The following is a 19,632-nucleotide window of genomic DNA, read 5'->3' on the forward strand; positions in this document are numbered from 1 at the left end:
CACAAGCGTATGTTCTGGTGGTACCACGGAGAGAAAAATGAATATACCCAGCGATGACTTTTATACCTTGATACACGCTGCGCTTGCCCATCGCGGCGCTGAAACCCTGCAACGAGCGCTTTATCACGCGCTGCGGGAGGCGATCCTGTGCGGCAGGCTTCAGGCTGAAAGCCGCCTGCCGGGCTCGCGCGTCATCGCACAACAGCTTTCCCTTTCACGCAATACCGTGAATGCCGCGCTTGAGCAACTGACGCTTGAAGGGTATCTACGCCGAAGCAGACGGGGCACGCAGGTGGCCGCGCAGGTTTATCGTGCTCCCGATCGGGCGCTGCCAGAGCCTGCCGTGACGCTTGCCAAACGCGTGGCCCGGCTCCCGGGCCCCACGCCGAGGGGAACGCCGGTGCCTGCGCTGACGCCCGGCACGCCGGCGATTAACTACTTTCCGCTGCCGCTCTGGCGGCGCTTGTATGACCGCGTGCTGCGCGAGGAGGGAAGCGCGCTGCTGGGCTATGGCGATCCGGCAGGGGAACCGCTCCTGCGTGAGGCCATTGCACGCCACCTGGCGCTGTCGCGCGGAATTGATTGCGATGCGGGCCAGGTCATCATCACCGAGGGCGCGCTTGAGGGCGTTAACCTGTGTACCCAGCTGCTGAGCGAGCCCGGCGACGTGGCGTGGGTAGAAAACCCGGGATATGCCGGAGCCAAAAGCGCCTTTGCCATAGCGGGGCTGGCGATGGCCGGTATCCCTGTCGATGAAGAGGGGATGTGCTGGGAGGGATTAACGCTTCCTCCTCCCGCGCTGATTTTCAGTTCACCCTCGCACCAGTTTCCCTACGGCAGCGTGCTCAGCGCGCGCCGCCGTCTGGCGCTGCTGGCGCTGGCCCAGCGGCACGGCGCATGGATTATTGAGGATGACTACGACAGCGAGTTTCGCTATTCCGGCGAGCCCGTGCCCGCCATGCTCGGGATGGTGAAAAATGCGCCCGTGGTCTATCTCGGCACATTCAGTAAAACGCTGTTTCCGTCCCTGCGGATCGGCTTTATGGTGCTTCCTCCTGCGCTGGCGAACGCCGCGCGTCCTGCCATCGGCGCGCTGCTGCGGGGCGGCCATCGCGCCGAGCAGCGCACCCTGGCGCGGTTTATTGAAGAGGGGCATTACGCGCGCCACCTTGCCGCGATGCGTCGGCTCTATCGCAAGCGCTATCGGCAGCTGCGTGAGGCGATCGATACAGAGCTTCACGTGGCGCATCGCGTGCTGGCGGGAGAGGGCGGAATGCACCTGACGGTGGCGATTGACGGGATTGACGATGTGGCTATTGTTCAGCGGGCGCGGGCTTTTCAGCTGGCGCCCGCTGCGCTGAGCGGGTACTACCTCGATGCGAAGCAGGGGCAAACCGGGCTGGTTATCGGATACGGTAATACCTCTGCGTCACAGTTTGCGCCGGCTATCCGACGCTTACAGCATTTGATTGGGCAACAGACGGGCGGGAAAGCGTAAAGACGTCATAAAACGAAAGCTCGCCCTTGGTTGTGAGCATTTTCTGCAGCTTCTCTTTCTGTCCGGGGTCCACCGCAGGAGAGCTCATGATGCTGTGAATCAGCTCTGCGGGTACAAAGCGGGTGTTGTACCACTCGCCGTTGTAGCAAACGCGAAAATCAAGCACGTCGATATCTTCATAGCGGTAGCGCGGATTAACGTCGAAGAAGAAAAAGGCGTTAAACACCACGAACAGCACGACCAGAAGCCAGACCGAGTCCACCAGGGTTTCGGATTTGAGCATGACAATCAGCGTTGCCAGCCAGGCGGCGTACATGGCGATAAACAGGCCCGGATGTTTACGGATAAAGCTGATGCTAAAGCGCGGGCGATTATCGCGCTTTTCGCGGGTATTCAGGTCGTCGATGGTTACAGTGAGCAGGCGCTGTATCTCTGTCATTTTTTGCCTTCATGAATCGTGAAAATACAGGGGATCTGCCCATTTTAGAGGAGCGGTTCAGCCTGAAAAAGTAACAGTTCTTAGCTGAAAGACCATAACAGATGCGCGCTAGCCCTCAAGCATCTTAATCACCTTCGCCGGGTTGCCGCCCACAACCGCGTTAGCCGGAACGTCTTTCGTGACAACGGCGCCTGACGCAATCACCACGTTGTCACCGATAGTGACGCCCGGATTAATCACCGCGCGACCGCCGATCCAGACGTTGTTGCCGATAGTCACGGGCTTGCCAAACTCTACGCCGCTGTTTCGCTCAACCGCGTCCAGCGGATGGGTTGCCGTATAGATGTGCACGCCCGGCGCGAGCATGCAGTTATCCCCAATGTGAATAGGGCAGACGTCCAGCATCACGCAGTCGAAGTTGGCGTAAAAATCTTTTCCGAGAAAAATGTTGTAGCCGTAATCGCAGCGGAAGCTCGGTTCAATATAAGCGCCTTCAGCGCGTCCCAGCAGAGCGGTCAGCAGTTCCTTGCGTTCGGCTTTTTCATCGGGAGCGGTGTGGTTGTAGCGGTGAATCAGATGGCGAGCGCGCATGCGGTCGGTTCGTAACGTCTCATCACCGGGGCGATAGGGTTCCCCGGCAATCATCTTTTGCTTTTCAATACTCATTGTAACCTCTCCAGTGGTGTCCATTATCTCAGCAGAGTAACGGAGGGATACCGAAAAGGGAACGTTCCCAAAATATGGGTGTGACGATAATCACAACTTTATTGTCGCAAAGCACTCTGCCAAGGGGGCCCGTCTTTCATCCAGGAGGGATCACTCGAAAGGTTAATTCTGCTACACAGTGCGACGTAGAGACTCTACAGCCACAGTTCAGTATTTAACGTACAAATTTCCACACAGAAGACGGTATCTTGTCATACAGCTTATTCATTGTTAACTCGGCAAGGCGGTGGTCAGCGGCTGAATAAAATACAGCCAGTTCATTGTCAGAGAGCTCGTATTTATTTTTTTCAATGACGCGCTCGAGTGTGTCAATTGACTGACAGCGTCGTAAGCGCATCAAATAATCGACTTTTGTGAGTGGTTTATCAGACATAAATTCACCTTAATAATTGTAATAATTTTAACAGGAAAGGCTAACAGGGTTAGCTCTGCTCACATTGATGAAACAGCGGAATAGTCTGTTCCCGGACTTTCGCCATTTCTGTAAATCCTGTGCATTAATGCCGTAGCTGCTGAACAACATAAAGGTGTCGTCCAGATATTCATCAATTTGCTCAATCAATTTATTATCGTCATTGTACTTAATTTTATAATTAAGTGCGAAGGTCGCGATATGCTCGATCAGTTCATTGAGCTGTAAATTGATAGCTGAGGTTGGATCGTTTACCCAGCCATGGTTGCTTTCATCAAGATTGGCAAGGCAGTCATGGTACAAGGATTCGCAGAGAAATTTCAACTGCGCGATATCATGCCTTTTTGGCGAGTACTCGTCCATAGCGCATCCCCTTTTGAGTGATTTCTTACTCACCGAGCATCAACGTCGGGATGGATACCACATACTTAACTACATGGGTGCTGTGTTCCTGATACCTCTAACTATATGTCACTCTGATCAAGATTTCACCGCGCTATTACGAAAAATTACAATTAAAGCACGAGGCTGCGAGCGGCTACGCAAATGTTAGCCTCCGGCAAGTCCGCCTCTCAAATTTAAACGCGTGAAGATGGAGGCTTCCTTATGTTTCATTACGTTAGCACGCACTTTCAGTTGAAGCGTTTGCATGTGACGCTCTAACCACCAGGAATATTCCTAATGTTTTACAGGCGACTTTATAATTAAAAAATTGAAAAAAAGATGAACGCGTTATTCATTAATTATGATGTGCCTAATAGCACCATAAAAATAAATGAAGGAACAATAAGCCTATTTTATGATTTTTTATTGATGTAAAAAAGGCCGCTAATGCGGCCTTTTTAGGATGTGAAACCGGTATCAGTGATGTTCTACTGAATGGCTGTGCTCAACGTCTTCATTCTTGCGGCTGAAGCGGCGGCGAACCACCACGAAGAACACCGGTACGAAGAAGATGGCGAGAACAGTCGCTGTAACCATACCGCCCATTACGCCTGTACCTACGGCGTTCTGCGCACCGGAGCCCGCGCCGGAGCTAATAACCAGCGGCATAACCCCGAGGATAAACGCCAGGGAGGTCATCAGGATTGGGCGCAGACGCATACGTACCGCTTCAAGCGTTGCCTCAATCAGCCCTTTGCCCTCTTTCTCCATCAGGTCCTTGGCGAATTCAACGATCAGTATCGCGTTCTTCGCCGACAGGCCAATGGTTGTGAGCAGGCCCACCTGGAAGTACACGTCGTTCGTCAGGCCGCGGAAGGTTGCGGCCAGCAGCGCGCCGATAACGCCCAGCGGAACAACCAGCATAACGGAGAACGGAATCGACCAGCTCTCGTACAGCGCCGCCAGGCACAGGAACACCACGATCAGTGAAATGGCGTACAGGGCAGGGGCCTGGTTACCGGACAGACGTTCCTGGTAGGACATGCCCGTCCAGTCGTAGCCGATACCCGCTGGCAGCTTGCTGGCCAATTGCTCCATCATCGCCATCGCTTCACCGGTACTTCTGCCTTCAGCTGCCTGGCCCAGGATTTCCATGGACGGCAGGCCGTTGTAACGTTCAAGACGCGGTGAACCGTATTCCCAATGCGAGGTTGAGAAGGCGGAGAACGGAACCATCTGACCGTTGCTGCCGCGGACGTACCAGTTGTTAATATCGTTCGGCAACATGCGGTATTCCGCTTCGGACATCACGTACACTTTCTTCACGCGACCGCGGTCGATGAAGTCGTTGACGTAGCTGCCGCCCCAGGCCGCGCCCAGCGTGGTGTTGATGTCGCTAATGGACACGCCCAGCGCCTGCGCTTTTTCCTGATCGACGTCGATCTTGTACTGCGGGGTATCTTCCAGGCCGTTAGGACGCACGCCGACCAGCAGGTCAGGGTGTTTCGCCACTTCACCGAACAGCTGGTTACGCGCCTGCGTCAGTTTTTCATGACCCAGACCGCCCTGGTCGATCAGCTGGAAGTCGAAGCCCGTCGCGGTACCCAGTTCAACAATCGCCGGCAGGTTAAAGGCGAAGACCATCGCATCTTTAATCTGCGAGAAGGCTCCCATGGCGCGACCCGTGATGGCCTCAACTTTGTTCTCTTTGCCCGGACGTTCAGACCAGTCCTTCAGCGAGACGAAGGCGATACCGGTGTTCTGACCGCGACCCGCAAAGCCAAAGCCGTTAACCGCAAACACGGATTCAACGTTGTCCTTCTCTTTGGTGAGGTAGTAGTCGGTCATCTCATCCAGCACTTTCTGGGTACGCTCTTGCGAGGCACCCGCCGGAAGCTGGGCCATGCTCAGGAACACGCCCTGGTCTTCATCCGGCAGGAACGAGCTTGGCAGACGAACAAACAGGAAGGCCATGCCCGCCACGATGATGATATACAGCAGCAGGTAACGACCGGTGCTGCGCAGGATGTTGCCCACGCTGTCGGTGTAGTGGTGCGTGCTCTTATCAAACATGCGGTTAAACCAGCCGAAGAAGCCTTTATGCTCGCCGTGACCGCCTTTCTGAATTGGCTTCAGCATGGTGGCACACAGGGCTGGCGTCAGGATCAGCGCAACCAGTACAGAGAGCGCCATCGCCGAAACGATGGTGATGGAGAACTGGCGGTAAATCGCACCGGTGGATCCTCCAAAGAAGGCCATCGGGATAAATACCGCGGACAGTACCATCGCGATACCGACCAGCGCGCCCTGGATCTGGCCCATGGATTTACGCGTTGCTTCCTTCGGCGGCAGTCCCTCTTCGGCCATAACGCGCTCGACGTTCTCAACCACGACGATGGCGTCATCCACCAGCAGGCCGATGGCGAGCACCATCCCGAACATCGTCAGGGTGTTTATCGAATAGCCAAATATCGCCAGTATCGCAAACGTCCCCAGCAATACGACCGGTACGGCGATGGTTGGAATCAACGTCGCGCGGAAGTTTTGCAGGAACAGATACATCACCAGGAATACCAGGATGATCGCTTCAACCAGCGTTTTCACCACTTCGTGAATGGAGATTTTCACGAACGGAGTGGTGTCATACGGGTAAACAATCTTCAGGCCTGACGGGAAGAACGGTTCCATCTTCTTCAGTTCTTCGCGGATTGCGTTGGCGGTGTCCAGCGCGTTCGCGCCCGTCGCCAGCTTGATACCCAGGCCGGAGGCCGGCTTGCCGTTGAACTTCGCAATCACGTCGTAGTTTTCACCGCCCAGCTCTACCTTGGCCACATCGCGCAGGCGAACCTGAGAACCGTCCTGGTTCACTTTCAGCAGAATTTTGCTGAACTCATCGGCGGAGGTCAGACGGGTTTGCGCGATGATCGAGGCATTAAGCTGCTGGCCTTTCACCGGCGGCGTACCGCCGAGCTGGCCTGCGGCCACCTGGGCGTTCTGCGCTTTGATGGCGCTGATTACGTCAACCGGCGTCAGCTGGAAGTTGTTCAGCTTGTTGGGGTCCATCCAGATACGCATCGCGTACTGGGAACCGAACAGCTGAACGTCACCCACGCCTGACGTACGGCTGATGGCGTCCTTCATGTTGGCGCCCACGTAGTCGGAAATATCCTCCTGCGTCATGGTGCCGTTGGTGTTGATAACGCCGACAACCATCAGGAAGCTGCTGGACGATTTCTCAACGCTCACGCCCTGCTGCTGGACTTCCTGCGGCAGAAGCGGCATGGCCAGCTGCAGTTTGTTCTGCACCTGAACCTGCGCGATATCTGCATCAGTACCGGATTCAAAGGTCAGCGTAATCTGCACCGTACCGGTGGAGTCACTGTTGGAGGACATGTACATCAGGTTATCGATACCGTTCATGTTCTGTTCGATAACCTGCGTAACGGTATCCTGCACCGTTTTGGCATCAGCCCCGGGGTAGGTTGCGGAGATCGTCACCGCCGGTGGCGCAATCGTTGGATATTGCGCAACAGGCAGCTTCAGGATCGCAAGTCCCCCGGCTAGCATGATGATAATGGCGATCACCCACGCAAATATGGGGCGATCGATAAAGAAATTAGGCATGTCTTAACGGCTCCTGTTTAAGTTAAGACTTAGGTTGTTCTGACTGACCACCAGCTGCGGCTTGTTGTTTATCGTCAGACTTCACTTCCTGAACTTTTACCTGCGCACCGGGACGCACTTTCTGCAGGCCCTCGATAATGACGCGATCGCCATCCTTCAGGCCTTCCGTAACCAGCCACTTGTCGCCAATCGCCTGCGTTGCGGTGATATTGCGCGTTTCGACTTTGTCATCAGCACCGACAACCAGCGCGCTCGCATCGCCGCGCGGCGTACGGGTCACACCCTGTTGAGGAACCAGAAGGGCCGTTGGGTTCGTCCCTTCTTCCAGACGTGCGCGAACGAACATGCCCGGCAGCAGATTTTTGTCAGGGTTCGGGAAAATCGCGCGCAGGGTAATAGACCCGGTGGTCTGATCGACCGTCACATCAGAAAATTCCAGTGTGCCCGTCTGCGGGAACTTGATACCGTCATTGGTAACGAGCTCGACTTTGGCCTTGCCGTTTTCCTGCTTCAGCGTGCCGTTAGCCAGCTCTTGCTTTAAACGCAGGAAATCGTTGCTGGACTGCGTGACGTCAACGTAGATCGGATCAAGCTGCTGCACGGTGGCCAGCGCGTTAGTTTGGCCGTTCTGCACCAGCGCACCTTCCGTAACGGAAGATTTGCCAATGCGACCGCTGATAGGGGAGGTCACTTTGGTGTAGGCCAGGTTAATACGCGCCGTCTCTACCGCTGCTTTTGCTGCGACAACGGCTGCATTAGCCTGCTGTGCATCTGCCATGGCAGTATCGTAATCCTGTTGGCTGATGTACCTGGTGCCGAGCAGTTTTTGATAACGATTGAGCGTCACCTGGGCAATTTTCGCGGCGGCCTGGGCCTTCGCTAAATCGCCTTTCGCGCTCTCGTAAGACGCCTGATAGGTTGCTGGATCAATCTGATACAGAGACTCACCGGCCTTAACGTCACCACCTTCGGTGAAGTTACGTTTGAGGATAATGCCACTTACCTGAGGACGAACTTCCGCAATGCGGTAAGCGCTGGTACGGCCCGGTAATTCGGTAGTCATCTGGAGAGGTTCGGATTTGAGCGTCACGACGCCCACTTCCGGCATCTGCTGCGCTCCTTGTTGAGCCTGTTTGTCGTCACATCCTGTAAGCGCTAAGCTGCCTGAGAGCATCAGAACGACCGCCAGAGGCGTTAACCCTCTGTTTTTGTTCATATGTAAACCTCGAGTGTCCGATTTCAAATTGATCAATGGTCCTGAGTCTAAAAACCCATTGCTGCGTTTATATTATCGTCATGCTATGGTACATACATTCATAAATGTATGTAAATCTGACTCCTGTAAATTCACAGACGTATGGCACGAAAAACCAAACAACAAGCGTTGGAAACCCGGCAACACATCCTCGATGTGGCAATGCGTCTGTTCTCACAGCAAGGTGTTTCATCAACCTCGCTGGCGCAGATTGCTCAGGCCGCGGGCGTCACGCGGGGAGCGATTTACTGGCATTTTAAAGACAAGTCAGATCTGTTTAGTGAAATCTGGGAGCTTTCAGAATCCAGCATTAGCGACCTTGAGAATGAGTATCGGGCAAAATTCCCTGACGATCCACTCTCAGTATTAAGAGAGATATTAGTATATATCCTTGAAGCAACGGTAGTTGAAGAACGCCGGCGCCTGATGATGGAGATCATTTTTCATAAATGCGAGTTCGTTGGCGAAATGGCAGTGGTTCAGCAGGCGCAGCGCAGCCTGTGCCTGGAGAGCTATGACCGCATAGAGTATACGCTAAATCAATGTATTCAGGCGAATTTACTCCCCGCCAATTTGCTGACGCGCCGCGCGGCGATCCTGATGCGCAGCTACATTTCCGGTATAATGGAAAACTGGCTGTTTGCCCCGCAATCCTTTGACCTGAAAGCCGAAGCGCGCAGCTACGTCGCAATCCTGCTGGAGATGTGTCAATTCTGCCCGACGCTGCGCGCGTCATCCTCTACGCCTGCCGTCTGAGTTCCCAGGAATTATCTTAGAGGACCACGTTACCGCTATTCTGGTCCATGCGGGCATGATATTCTGCACGCCGGACTATTTTCGGTCATCTGCTCAGATCAAACTCACGACTATGCTGCACTCCAATCGCTCGCAAGCTTCTGTTTTTGCATTTATTTTTTCAATGCTGTTTCTTTTGGTCGCGGTACCCGCTGCGTATGCCCGCGCGGACAATACCAGCGACGTCCCAACGCGTGCTGACGTTCAGTCGCAGCTGGACACCCTTAACAAGCAGAAAGACCTTTCTCCTCAGGAAAAGCTTGTTCAGCAGGATTTGACGGAAACCATGGAAACGCTGGATAAAATTGAGCGCGTCAAAGCCGAAACAACGCAGCTTCGCCAGAAGGTCGCGCAGGCGCCCGATAATATGCGCAAGGCGATGGACGCGCTGGCGGCCCTGAGCGACGTCGATAACGATGATGAAACGCGTAAAACGCTCGCGTCGCTTTCGCTGCGCCAGCTGGAATCTCGCGTGACGCAACTGCTTGACGATTTGCAAACCGCGCAGTCCGATCTCGCGACCTACAACAGCCAGCTTGTCTCGCTGCAAACGCAGCCCGAGCGCGTTCAAAACGCGATGTACGCCGCCTCGCAGCAGCTTCAGCAAATTCGCAACCGCCTTAACGGCACCGAGGTTGGCGAAGGGGCGTTGCGTCCTACCCAGCAAACGCTGTTTTTAACGCAGCAGATGTTGCTAAATGCTGAAATTGAGCAGCAGCGTAAGAGCCTGGAAGGGAATACGGTGCTGCAGGATACGTTGCAAAAGCAGCGTGATTACGTCACGGCCAACATTAACCGCCTGGAGCACCAGCTGCAGCTGCTGCAGGAAGCGGTGAACAGCAAGCGCCTGACGCTAACGGAAAAAACGGCGCAGGAGGCGGTATCGCCGGACGAAACCGCCCGCATCCAGGCGAACCCGCTCGTTCGCCAGGAGCTGGAGATTAACCACCAGCTCAGCCAGCGGCTGATTACGGCAACCGAAAGCGGCAACTCGCTGGTTCAGCAAAACATCAAGGTTAAAAACTGGCTGGATCGCGCGCTGCAGGCCGAGCGCAACATTAAGGAACAAATTGCGGTGCTGAAGGGCAGCCTTCTGCTGTCGCGCATTCTCTACCAGCAGCAGCAGACGCTGCCGTCGGCGGACGAGCTGGAAGACATGACCAACCGCATCGCCGATTTACGCCTCGAGCAGTTTGACGTAAACCAGCAGCGCGACACCCTTTTCCAGAGCGATACCTTTGTCGCCAAAATTGAAGAGGGCCACTCCGCGGAGGTGAATCCGGAAGTCCACGATGCGCTTTTGCAGGTGGTTGACATGCGCCGCGAGCTGCTCGACCAGCTTAACAAGCAGCTTGGCAACCAGCTGATGATGGCCATCAACCTGCAGATTAACCAGCAGCAGCTGGTGAGCGTGTCCAAAAACCTGCAGGAGATTTTGACCCAGCAGATTTTCTGGGTAAACAGCAACAAGCCGATGGACTGGGACTGGATCAAGTCCTTCCCTGAGACGCTGAAATCCCAGATCAAGAGCATGAAAATCACCGTGAACTGGGAGAAAGCCTGGCCTGCGGTGATGATTGCGTTCCTCGCCGGATTGCCGCTGCTGCTCATTGCGGGCCTGATCCGCTGGCGCTTGCGCTGGCTGAAAAACTACCAGGCGAAGCTGGCGGGCGAAGTGGGGCAGCTGCGCAATGACAGCCAGCTGCATACGCCGAAAGCGATCCTGATCGATCTTATCCGCGCCTTGCCGGTCTGCCTGCTGATCCTCGCCGCGGGGCTGATCCTGCTGACGATGCAGCTCAACGTCAGCGATCTGCTGTGGGCCTTCAGTAAAAAGCTGGCGCTGTTCTGGCTGGTGTTTGGCCTGTGCTGGAAGGTGCTGGAAAAAGACGGCGTGGCAGTACGTCATTTCAACATGCCGGAGCAGCTTACCAGCCACTGGCGTCGTCAGATTGTGCGCATTAGCCTTGCGCTGCTGCCGCTGCACTTCTGGTCGGTGGTGTCCGAGCTTTCTCCGCTGCACCTGATGGATGACGTCCTGGGCCAGCTGGTCATCTTCCTCAACCTGCTGCTGATTGCCGTGCTGATGTGGCCTATGTGCCGCGACAGCTGGCGCGACAAGGAGTCCCACAATTTACGGCTGGTCACCGTGACGGTGCTGGCGATCATTCCGCTGGCGCTGATGGTGCTGACGGCCACCGGCTACTTTTACACCACGCTGCGCCTTGCCGGGCGATGGATTGAAACCGTTTATCTGGTGATTATCTGGAACCTGCTGTTCCAGACCGTGCTGCGCGGATTGAGCGTGGCGGCGCGCCGTATTGCCTACCGCCGCGCGATTGCCCGTCGCCAGCATCAGGTGAAAGAGGGCGCCGAAGGGGCCGAGCCGCAGGAAGAGCCGACCATTGCCCTGGAGCAGGTCAACCAGCAGACGATGCGTATCACCATGCTGGTGATGGTAGCGCTGTTCGCGGTGATGTTCTGGGCCATTTGGTCCGATCTCATCACCGTGTTCGCCTATCTGGACAGCGTTACGCTCTGGCAGTACAGCGGCACCGAAGCGGGCGCGACGGTGATGAAAAGCGTGACCATGGGCAGCCTGCTCTTTGCGCTGGTTTCGCTGGTCGTCGCCTGGGCGCTGATCCGCAACCTGCCCGGCCTGCTGGAAGTGCTGGTGCTGTCTCGCCTGAATCTGCGGCAGGGGGCGTCGTACGCGATCACCACCATCCTCAACTACGTGATCATTATCGTCGGCGCGATGACGGTCTTTGGATCGCTGGGCGTGTCGTGGGATAAACTGCAGTGGCTGGCCGCCGCGCTGTCTGTCGGCCTGGGTTTTGGCCTGCAGGAGATCTTCGGTAACTTCGTTTCCGGCCTGATCATCCTGTTCGAACGTCCTGTGCGCATCGGCGATACCGTGACGATCGGCACGTTCTCCGGGACCGTCAGCAAGATCCGCATTCGCGCGACCACCATTACCGACTTCGATCGCAAAGAGGTGATCATCCCGAACAAAGCGTTCGTGACCGAGCGCCTGATCAACTGGTCGCTCTCGGATACCACCACCCGCGTGGTGATCCGCCTCGGCGTGGCCTACGGTTCCGATCTGGACAAGGTGAAAGAGGTTCTGCTGAAAGCGGCGAACGACCATCCGAAGGTGATGCACGATCCGGCGCCGTCGGTATTCTTCACCACCTTTGGCGCGAGCACGCTGGATCACGAGCTGCGCTTATACGTTCGCGAGCTCCGCGATCGCAGCTACACCGTCGATGAGCTGAACCGCGCTATCGATCGCCTGTGCCGTGAAAACGACATTAATATCGCCTTCAACCAGCTCGAAGTTCACCTGCACAATGAGAAGGGTGATGAGCACACGGAAGTGAAGCGCGAGATTAAGGGTGATGATAACTCTAACCCTCACCCTAACCCTCTCCCTTGAAGGGAGAGGGAACAGTCTGGTGCGGGCTGAATGATTGTCTCTAGTCCGCTTTTCCCCCTCTCCCCTCAGGGGAGAGGGCCGGGGTGAGGGGTGAAGGCAATTTACCCTCAAAATCCTTTCTAACAATCTCCAGCGCCTTCAGCACCGTCTCTGCCGGAATAGCGTGATCCTCCAGCAGCATAATTAAATCGACGGCCAGTTTGACCTCGTCGGGGGCGTTTTCCAGTGACATGCAGGGCTCCAGTTATCGGGTCAGGCGTTCAATCACGCGTTCAATCTCATCCAGCGCCTGGCGGCAGCGAACGAGTCGTCCTTCCAGGGCGCTAATCTCTCGCATCAGTAATTGCTGCTCCTCCAGCGTTTCGGCAGCGTTTAGCCGCGTTTCCCGCTCATGCTTCATTTCAAACAGCCGGCGCTCAAACTCCTGGTTTTCCAGACGCTTGCGCTGCCATTTACCCAGCCCCGGTGAGGCGCTGTCCCAGGCGCGCAGCGGCCAGGCGATGATCTCGCGGTGCAGGGCGGTGAGCTGCTCGGTGAGGTGTTCGGCAAGCCAGGCCACCTGGTTTTTCTGCTCGCTCTCTACCGCATGGCGCAGCGCGTCGAGCTGGGTTTGCGCTTCGGTAAGATAGTCCTGAATGCGCGTGCTGCGGGTGCGAAAAAGCTGTCGGTCGAAGCGCGGCTTGAGCGTGGCGTGCCCCATCAGCGGTGCGGCCTGCGCGCGCAGCGCGGTCAGCTGATTTTGCAGCGTTTCCAGAAGCAGGGCTGTTTTCAAAACGCTCTCCAGTGGTAAAGTAGCCGTTCAGTTTGATAACGATTCGCATTATGCAGCGTACTATTTTAATCATCATTGGCTGGCTCGCGGTAGTGCTTGGCACGCTGGGCGTTGTGTTGCCCCTGCTGCCGACCACGCCGTTTATCCTGCTGGCGGCCTGGTGCTTCGCCCGCTCGTCGCCGCGCTTTCACCACTGGTTGCTCTATCGCTCGTGGTTCGGCGGCTATCTGCGCCACTGGCAAAAGCACCGCGCGATGCCGCCGGGCGCGAAGCCGCGCGCAGTTGCGGTGATCCTGGTGACCTTCGCGATTTCACTGTGGCTGGTGAACATGCTGTGGGTGCGTATTCTGCTGCTTATTATCCTCAGTTGCCTGCTTTTCTTCATGTGGCGAATCCCCGTCGTGGACGAAAAGCAATAAAAGCACGGAAGCCTTATCATGGCTGTTGCAATTATCGCGCGCAGCCAGTAAATTCGACCGTTTTCGAGCACAGGTGCGCCTGGTTAAAGGTTAAACAATTGTTACCTTGACCGACTCGTCGCGCGCCGTGAGTCACACTGTTTCATTTAGGCACAAACCGATGACCGCAACTGCACAGCAGCTTGAATATCTTAAAAACAGCATCAAAAGCATCCAGGACTATCCAAAGCCTGGCATTCTTTTCCGTGATGTCACCAGCTTGCTGGAAGACCCGAAAGCGTACGCGCTCAGCATTGAACTGCTGGTCGAGCGTTATAAGAACGCCGGGATCACCAAAGTCGTAGGGACCGAAGCCCGCGGCTTCCTGTTTGGCGCACCGGTTGCGCTGGCGATGAGCGTCGGTTTTGTACCGGTGCGTAAACCGCGCAAGCTGCCGCGCGAAACTATCGCGGAAAGCTACGAGCTGGAATACGGCACCGATCAGCTGGAAATCCACGTTGATGCCATTAAGCCAGGCGACAAAGTGCTGGTGGTGGACGATCTGCTGGCAACCGGCGGCACCATCGAAGCGACCGTGAAGCTGATCCGTCGTCTGGGTGGTGAAGTGACCGACGCGGCCTTCATCATCAACCTGTTCGATCTGGGCGGCGAACAGCGCCTCGAAAAACAGGGCATTACCAGCTACAGCCTGGTGCCATTCCCGGGTCATTAATCCCGGTTTTCACAACCTCGCTCAATGGGTGAGGTTGTGATAGCATTCCCCTCCATAAATTCACCTTCCAGCGTTGCAGAGCCTGCCCATGAGTTATCAGGTGTTAGCCCGTAAATGGCGACCACAAACCTTTGCTGACGTTGTCGGTCAGGAACATGTGCTGACGGCCCTGGCGAACGGCTTGTCGCTAGGTCGCATTCATCACGCCTATCTTTTTTCCGGCACCCGCGGCGTCGGTAAAACGTCTATTGCCCGCCTGCTGGCAAAGGGACTGAACTGCGAAACCGGGATCACCGCGACGCCGTGCGGCGTGTGCGACAACTGCCGTGAGATCGAGCAGGGGCGCTTTGTCGACCTGATCGAAATTGACGCCGCCTCGCGCACAAAAGTGGAAGATACCCGCGACCTGCTCGATAACGTGCAGTACGCGCCGGCGCGCGGCCGCTTCAAGGTCTACCTGATCGATGAAGTGCACATGCTGTCGCGCCACAGCTTCAACGCCCTGCTGAAAACGCTGGAAGAGCCGCCGTCGCACGTGAAATTCCTGCTGGCGACGACCGATCCGCAAAAGCTGCCGGTGACGATCCTGTCGCGCTGCCTTCAGTTCCATCTGAAGGCGCTGGACGTCGATCAGATCCGCACCCAGCTTGAGCATATTCTCGACGAAGAGAAGATTGTCCACGAGCCTCGCGCCCTGCAGCTGCTGGCGCGCGCGGCGGACGGCAGCCTGCGCGATGCGCTAAGCCTGACCGATCAGGCCATCGCCAGCGGTGACGGCCAGCTTTCGACCGAGGCGGTTAGCACCATGCTCGGCACGCTGGACGACGACCAGGCGCTCTCCCTCATTGAGGCGATGATTGCCGCCAACGGCGAGCGCGTGATGTCGCTGGTGAACGATGCCGCCGCCCGCGGCGTCGAGTGGGAATCGCTGCTGGTGGAAATGCTTGGCCTGCTGCACCGCGTGGCGATGCTGCAGCTCTCTCCGTCGGCCATTGGCGCGGATATGGCGTCCATCGAGCAGCGGATGCGCGAGCTGGCCCGAACCGTGCCGCCTGCTGACGTTCAGCTGTACTACCAGACCCTGCTGATTGGCCGCAAAGAGCTGCCGTTCGCGCCGGATCGCAGAATGGGCGTTGAAATGACGCTGCTGCGCGCGCTGGCGTTCCATCCGCGGATGCCGCTGCCGGAGCCGGAAGTGCCGCGACAGTCCTTTGCCCCGGTTGCGCCGACGGCGGTGTTGTCGCCGCAGCAGGTGCCGCCGCAGCCGACGCCGCCGCCACAGCAAAACGTGCCGCTGTCGGATGCCACCAGTTCGGTGCTTGCCGCACGCAGCCAGCTGCAGCGCGCGCAGGGAGTAACCAAACCAAAAAAGAGTGAACCGGCAGCGCCTGCAAGAGCGCGGCCGGTGAACAACGCCGCGCTTGAACGACTGGCTTCGGTAACGGAGCGCGTCCAGTCGCGCCCGGCACCGTCCGCGCTCGAGCAAAAAGCCCCGGTGAAAGAAGAGGCTTATCGCTGGAAGGCAACCACCCTCATCGAAACGGTGAAGGAAGAGGTCGCCACGCCGAAAGCGCTGAAAAAGGCGCTGGAGCATGAAAAAACGCCGGAGCTTTCCGCGAAGCTCGCCGAAGAATCTATCGCGCGCGATCCCTGGGCCGCTGAGGTCAGCAAATTACATTTGCCGAAGCTGGTAGAGCAGGTCGCGCTGAACGCCTGGAAAGAGCAGGAGGGGAATACTATCCGCCTGCATCTGCGCCCGGGCCAGCGGCATCTTAATTCCCCTGGCGCGCAAAAAGCGCTGGCAGAGGCGCTCTCGGCATTACACGGTGCGCCGGTTGAATTGACTATCATTGAAGATGATAATCCGGCGGTTAAAACGCCGCTGGAGTGGCGACAGGCTATTTATGAAGAGAAGCTCGCGCAGGCGCGCGAGTCGATAATTGCGGATAACAACATTCAGACCCTGCGTCGGTTCTTCGACGCCGACCTGGATGAAGAGAGTATTCGCCCCATTTGATCGTGAGTCTGACTCACGGTTTTAATCGTTAAACGTGAAAGAGAGAGAAGCCTATGTTTGGTGGAAAAGGCGGTCTGGGTGGCCTGATGAAGCAGGCTCAGCAGATGCAGGAAAAAATGCAGAAGATGCAGGAAGAGATCGCTCAGCTGGAAGTCACGGGTGAATCCGGCGCGGGTATGGTTAAAGTGACCATCAACGGTGCGCACAACTGCCGCCGCGTTGAAATCGACCCAAGCCTGCTCGAAGACGACAAAGAGATGCTGGAAGATCTGGTCGCTGCCGCGTTTAACGATGCTGCGCGCCGCATCGACGAAACCCAGAAAGAGAAAATGGCCTCTGTTTCCAGCGGCATGCAGCTGCCGCCGGGCTTTAAGATGCCGTTCTGATGCAAACCAGTCCGCTGCTCACGCAGTTAATGGAAGCACTGCGCTGCCTGCCGGGCGTTGGCCCGAAGTCGGCGCAGCGCATGGCGTTTACGCTATTGCAGCGCGACCGCAGCGGCGGGATGCGCCTGGCGCAGGCTTTGACCCGCGCCATGTCGGAAATTGGTCACTGTGCGGATTGCCGTACCTTTACCGAACAGGACGTGTGCAACATCTGCACAAACCCGCGTCGTCAGGAAAACGGTCAGATTTGCGTGGTGGAGAGTCCGGCGGACATCTACGCCATTGAGCAAACCGGGCAGTTTTCCGGCCGCTACTTCGTGCTGATGGGGCATCTTTCCCCGCTGGACGGCATCGGCCCGGACGATATCGGTCTGGACCGCCTTGAGCAGCGCCTTGAATCGGAAACGATCAAAGAGGTGATCCTCGCCACCAACCCAACGGTGGAAGGGGAAGCGACGGCGAACTATATTGCCGAGCTTTGCGGCCAGTACGGCGTTGACGCCAGCCGTATCGCCCACGGCGTGCCGGTCGGCGGCGAGCTGGAGATGGTCGACGGCACCACGCTGTCGCACTCTTTAGCCGGACGTCACAAGATTACTTTCTGACCAAACGGAGGCTGCCTTCGCGGCCTCCGCTTGAAATTTCTCCCCCTTATCCCCATCTCTCACTCAACGTTTTTAAACCCCATTAAATGGCATTGTTGAGGTCGACTTAGATGAAAGGACAAGAAACCCGCGGTTTCCAGTCAGAAGTAAAACAGCTTCTGCACCTGATGATCCATTCCCTGTATTCCAATAAAGAAATCTTCCTGCGCGAGCTGATTTCCAACGCCTCCGACGCGGCGGACAAGCTGCGCTTCCGCGCGCTGTCTAATCCGGATCTGTACGAAGGCGACGGCGAGCTGCGCGTGCGCGTCTCTTTTGACAAAGAGAACCGCACCCTGACCATCGCCGATAACGGCATCGGTATGAACCGCGACGAGGTGATCGACCATCTCGGGACCATCGCGAAATCCGGCACCAAGGCGTTTCTGGAGTCTATGGGCTCCGATCAGGCGAAAGACAGCCAGCTGATCGGCCAGTTCGGCGTGGGCTTCTACTCGGCATTCATCGTGGCGGATAAAGTCACCGTGCGCACCCGCGCGGCGGGCGACAGCGCGGAAAACGGCGTCTTCTGGGAATCCAAAGGCGAAGGCGAATACACCGTTGACGACATCACCAAAGCGGATCGCGGCACCGAGATCACCCTGCACCTGCGTGAAGGCGAAGATGATTTCCTGAACGACTGGCGCGTGCGCTCCATCATCAGCAAGTATTCAGACCACATCGCGCTGCCGGTTGAGATTGAAAAACGGGAAGAGAAGGACGGGGAAACCGTTGTCTCCTGGGAGAAAATCAACAAGGCGCAGGCCCTGTGGACGCGCAACAAGTCTGAAATCAAAGACGACGAATACAACGAGTTCTACAAGCACATCGCCCACGACTACACCGATCCGCTGACCTGGAGCCACAACCGCGTGGAAGGCAAGCAGGAGTACACCAGCCTGCTGTACATCCCGGCGCAGGCCCCGTGGGATATGTGGAACCGCGATCATAAGCACGGCCTGAAGCTGTACGTTCAGCGCGTCTTCATCATGGATGACGCCGAGCAGTTCATGCCGAACTACCTGCGCTTTACCCGCGGCCTGATTGACTCCAACGATCTGCCGCTGAACGTTTCGCGTGAAATCCTGCAGGACAGCACGGTGACCCGCAACCTGCGCAACGCGCTGACCAAGCGTACGCTGCAGATGCTGGAAAAACTGGCGAAAGACGATGCGGAAAAATACCAGACCTTCTGGAAACAGTTCGGCCTCGTGCTGAAGGAAGGCCCGGCGGAAGACACCGCGAACGTTGAAACTATCGCTAAGCTGCTGCGCTTTGCCTCCACGCACACCGACTCCTCCGCGCAGACCGTGTCGCTGGAAGAGTACGTTTCCCGCATGAAGGAAGGGCAGGAGAAGATCTACTACATCACCGCCGACAGCTACGCCGCGGCGAAGAGCAGCCCGCACCTGGAGCTGCTGCGTAAGAAAGGCATCGAAGTGCTGCTGCTTTCCGACCGCATTGACGAGTGGATGATGAACTACCTGACCGAGTTCGACGGTAAATCCTTCCAGTCCGTAGCGAAAGCCGACGAGTCCATCGACAAGCTGGCGGACGACGTTGACGAAAGCGCGAAAGAGGCCGAGAAGGCGCTTGAGCCGTTCGTTGAGCGCGTGAAAACCCTGCTGGGCGATCGCGTGAAAGAGGTGCGCTTCACCCACCGTCTGACCGATACCCCGGCGATTGTGACCACCGATGCGGACGAAATGGGCACCCAGATGGCGAAGCTGTTTGCCGCCGCGGGCCAGGCGATGCCTGAAGTGAAATACATCTTCGAGCTGAACCCGGATCACCCGTTGGTGAAACGCGCCGCCGATACCCAGGACGAAGCCCGCTTCGCCGAGTGGGTAGAGCTGCTGCTGGATCAGTCCCTGCTGGCCGAGCGCGGCACGCTGGAAGATCCTAACCTGTTCATTAAACGCGTGAATGCGCTGCTGCTGGCGTAATTTAACTCCTGCCCCTCACCCTGGCCCTCTCCCCAAAGGGGAGAGGGTGTAATCGTCCCCTCTCCCCTTTGGGGAGAGGGTTAGGGTGAGGGGGAACCAACCGCACTAACCCAAATTATCTCCCCCGTTAACCGTTTCAGCCTCCCCGCCTTCCTTGAGCCACG

At 56.8% G+C, this 19,632-nt stretch carries 17 protein-coding genes and 1 other annotated feature; of the genes, 9 read left to right on the top strand and 8 right to left on the bottom strand.

What is annotated here, in order from left to right:
* Positions 1-37: 37 nt before the first annotated feature.
* Positions 38-1,498: a PLP-dependent aminotransferase family protein gene (locus V1599_RS07835; protein WP_395301295.1), complete on the top strand. Its 1,461-nt coding sequence runs from the start codon at positions 38-40 to the stop codon at positions 1,496-1,498.
* Here V1599_RS07835 and V1599_RS07840 read toward each other — a convergent pair.
* From V1599_RS07840 to acrA, 6 genes are all read right to left on the bottom strand, one after another.
* A complete protein-coding gene (locus tag V1599_RS07840; protein WP_112011283.1) occupies positions 1,446-1,937 on the bottom strand; it encodes a YlaC family protein in 492 nt (163 codons plus the stop codon). The two genes, V1599_RS07835 and V1599_RS07840, sit on opposite strands and share 53 nt — an antisense overlap.
* A gap of 108 nt (positions 1,938-2,045) precedes the next feature.
* On the bottom strand, positions 2,046-2,603 hold the full coding sequence (maa, locus tag V1599_RS07845; RefSeq protein ID WP_112011284.1) for a maltose O-acetyltransferase: 558 nt from the start codon (positions 2,601-2,603) through the stop codon (positions 2,046-2,048).
* A gap of 214 nt (positions 2,604-2,817) precedes the next feature.
* Positions 2,818-3,036: an HHA domain-containing protein gene (locus V1599_RS07850; protein ID WP_015571250.1), complete on the bottom strand. Its 219-nt coding sequence runs from the start codon at positions 3,034-3,036 to the stop codon at positions 2,818-2,820.
* Between the two features lie 27 nt (positions 3,037-3,063).
* Positions 3,064-3,438, bottom strand: coding sequence for an Hha toxicity modulator TomB (tomB, locus tag V1599_RS07855; protein WP_112011285.1), 375 nt, complete (start codon positions 3,436-3,438; stop codon positions 3,064-3,066).
* A 498-nt stretch (positions 3,439-3,936) separates the two neighbouring features.
* Entirely contained in the window at positions 3,937-7,083 is a 3,147-nt protein-coding gene (gene acrB / locus V1599_RS07860) for a multidrug efflux RND transporter permease subunit AcrB (protein ID WP_112011286.1), read from the bottom strand.
* A 22-nt stretch (positions 7,084-7,105) separates the two neighbouring features.
* Positions 7,106-8,299: a multidrug efflux RND transporter periplasmic adaptor subunit AcrA gene (gene acrA, locus V1599_RS07865; protein ID WP_112011287.1), complete on the bottom strand. Its 1,194-nt coding sequence runs from the start codon at positions 8,297-8,299 to the stop codon at positions 7,106-7,108.
* A gap of 141 nt (positions 8,300-8,440) precedes the next feature.
* On the opposite strand from acrA, the gene acrR reads away from it, so the two are divergent.
* Positions 8,441-9,094, top strand: a complete 654-nt coding sequence (acrR, locus tag V1599_RS07870) for a multidrug efflux transporter transcriptional repressor AcrR (RefSeq protein ID WP_112011288.1) — start codon at positions 8,441-8,443, stop codon at positions 9,092-9,094.
* A gap of 112 nt (positions 9,095-9,206) precedes the next feature.
* Positions 9,207-12,572 (top strand): mechanosensitive channel MscK, encoded by a 3,366-nt coding sequence (mscK, locus tag V1599_RS07875; protein ID WP_395301296.1) that lies wholly within the window; start codon positions 9,207-9,209, stop codon positions 12,570-12,572.
* Between the two features lie 40 nt (positions 12,573-12,612).
* On the opposite strand, the gene rsmS is transcribed toward mscK, so the two are convergent.
* Both rsmS and priC read right to left on the bottom strand, forming a co-directional pair.
* Positions 12,613-12,804: a pleiotropic regulatory protein RsmS gene (gene rsmS / locus V1599_RS07880; protein ID WP_395301297.1), complete on the bottom strand. Its 192-nt coding sequence runs from the start codon at positions 12,802-12,804 to the stop codon at positions 12,613-12,615.
* Positions 12,805-12,816: 12 nt separating this feature from the next.
* A complete protein-coding gene (gene priC, locus V1599_RS07885; protein WP_112011291.1) occupies positions 12,817-13,344 on the bottom strand; it encodes a primosomal replication protein N'' in 528 nt (175 codons plus the stop codon).
* Between the two features lie 50 nt (positions 13,345-13,394).
* Here priC and V1599_RS07890 point away from each other — a divergent pair, with 50 nt between their 5' ends.
* The 6 genes from V1599_RS07890 to htpG all read left to right on the top strand — a co-directional run bounded on the left by V1599_RS07890 (position 13,395) and on the right by htpG (position 19,468).
* Entirely contained in the window at positions 13,395-13,763 is a 369-nt protein-coding gene (locus V1599_RS07890; protein WP_112011292.1) for a DUF454 family protein, read from the top strand.
* Positions 13,764-13,923: 160 nt separating this feature from the next.
* Positions 13,924-14,475 (top strand): adenine phosphoribosyltransferase, encoded by a 552-nt coding sequence (gene apt, locus V1599_RS07895; protein WP_395301298.1) that lies wholly within the window; start codon positions 13,924-13,926, stop codon positions 14,473-14,475.
* Positions 14,476-14,563: 88 nt separating this feature from the next.
* Positions 14,564-16,492, top strand: a complete 1,929-nt coding sequence (gene dnaX / locus V1599_RS07900; protein ID WP_395301299.1) for a DNA polymerase III subunit gamma/tau — start codon at positions 14,564-14,566, stop codon at positions 16,490-16,492.
* Positions 15,822-15,886, top strand: a sequence feature (DnaX frameshifting element). Its footprint overlaps the gene before it by 65 nt.
* 53 nt (positions 16,493-16,545) lie before the next feature.
* Positions 16,546-16,878, top strand: a complete 333-nt coding sequence (locus V1599_RS07905) for a YbaB/EbfC family nucleoid-associated protein (protein ID WP_112011294.1) — start codon at positions 16,546-16,548, stop codon at positions 16,876-16,878.
* Positions 16,878-17,483: a recombination mediator RecR gene (gene recR / locus V1599_RS07910; RefSeq protein WP_112011295.1), complete on the top strand. Its 606-nt coding sequence runs from the start codon at positions 16,878-16,880 to the stop codon at positions 17,481-17,483. The genes V1599_RS07905 and recR overlap by 1 nt, the downstream gene beginning before the upstream one ends.
* Before the next feature lie 110 nt (positions 17,484-17,593).
* Positions 17,594-19,468: a molecular chaperone HtpG gene (gene htpG / locus V1599_RS07915; protein ID WP_112011296.1), complete on the top strand. Its 1,875-nt coding sequence runs from the start codon at positions 17,594-17,596 to the stop codon at positions 19,466-19,468.
* Positions 19,469-19,632 lie beyond the last annotated feature (164 nt).

The organism is Enterobacter sp. ECC-175, from assembly GCF_043968675.1.
In the GTDB taxonomy this organism is placed as follows: Bacteria; Pseudomonadota; Gammaproteobacteria; order Enterobacterales; family Enterobacteriaceae; genus Enterobacter.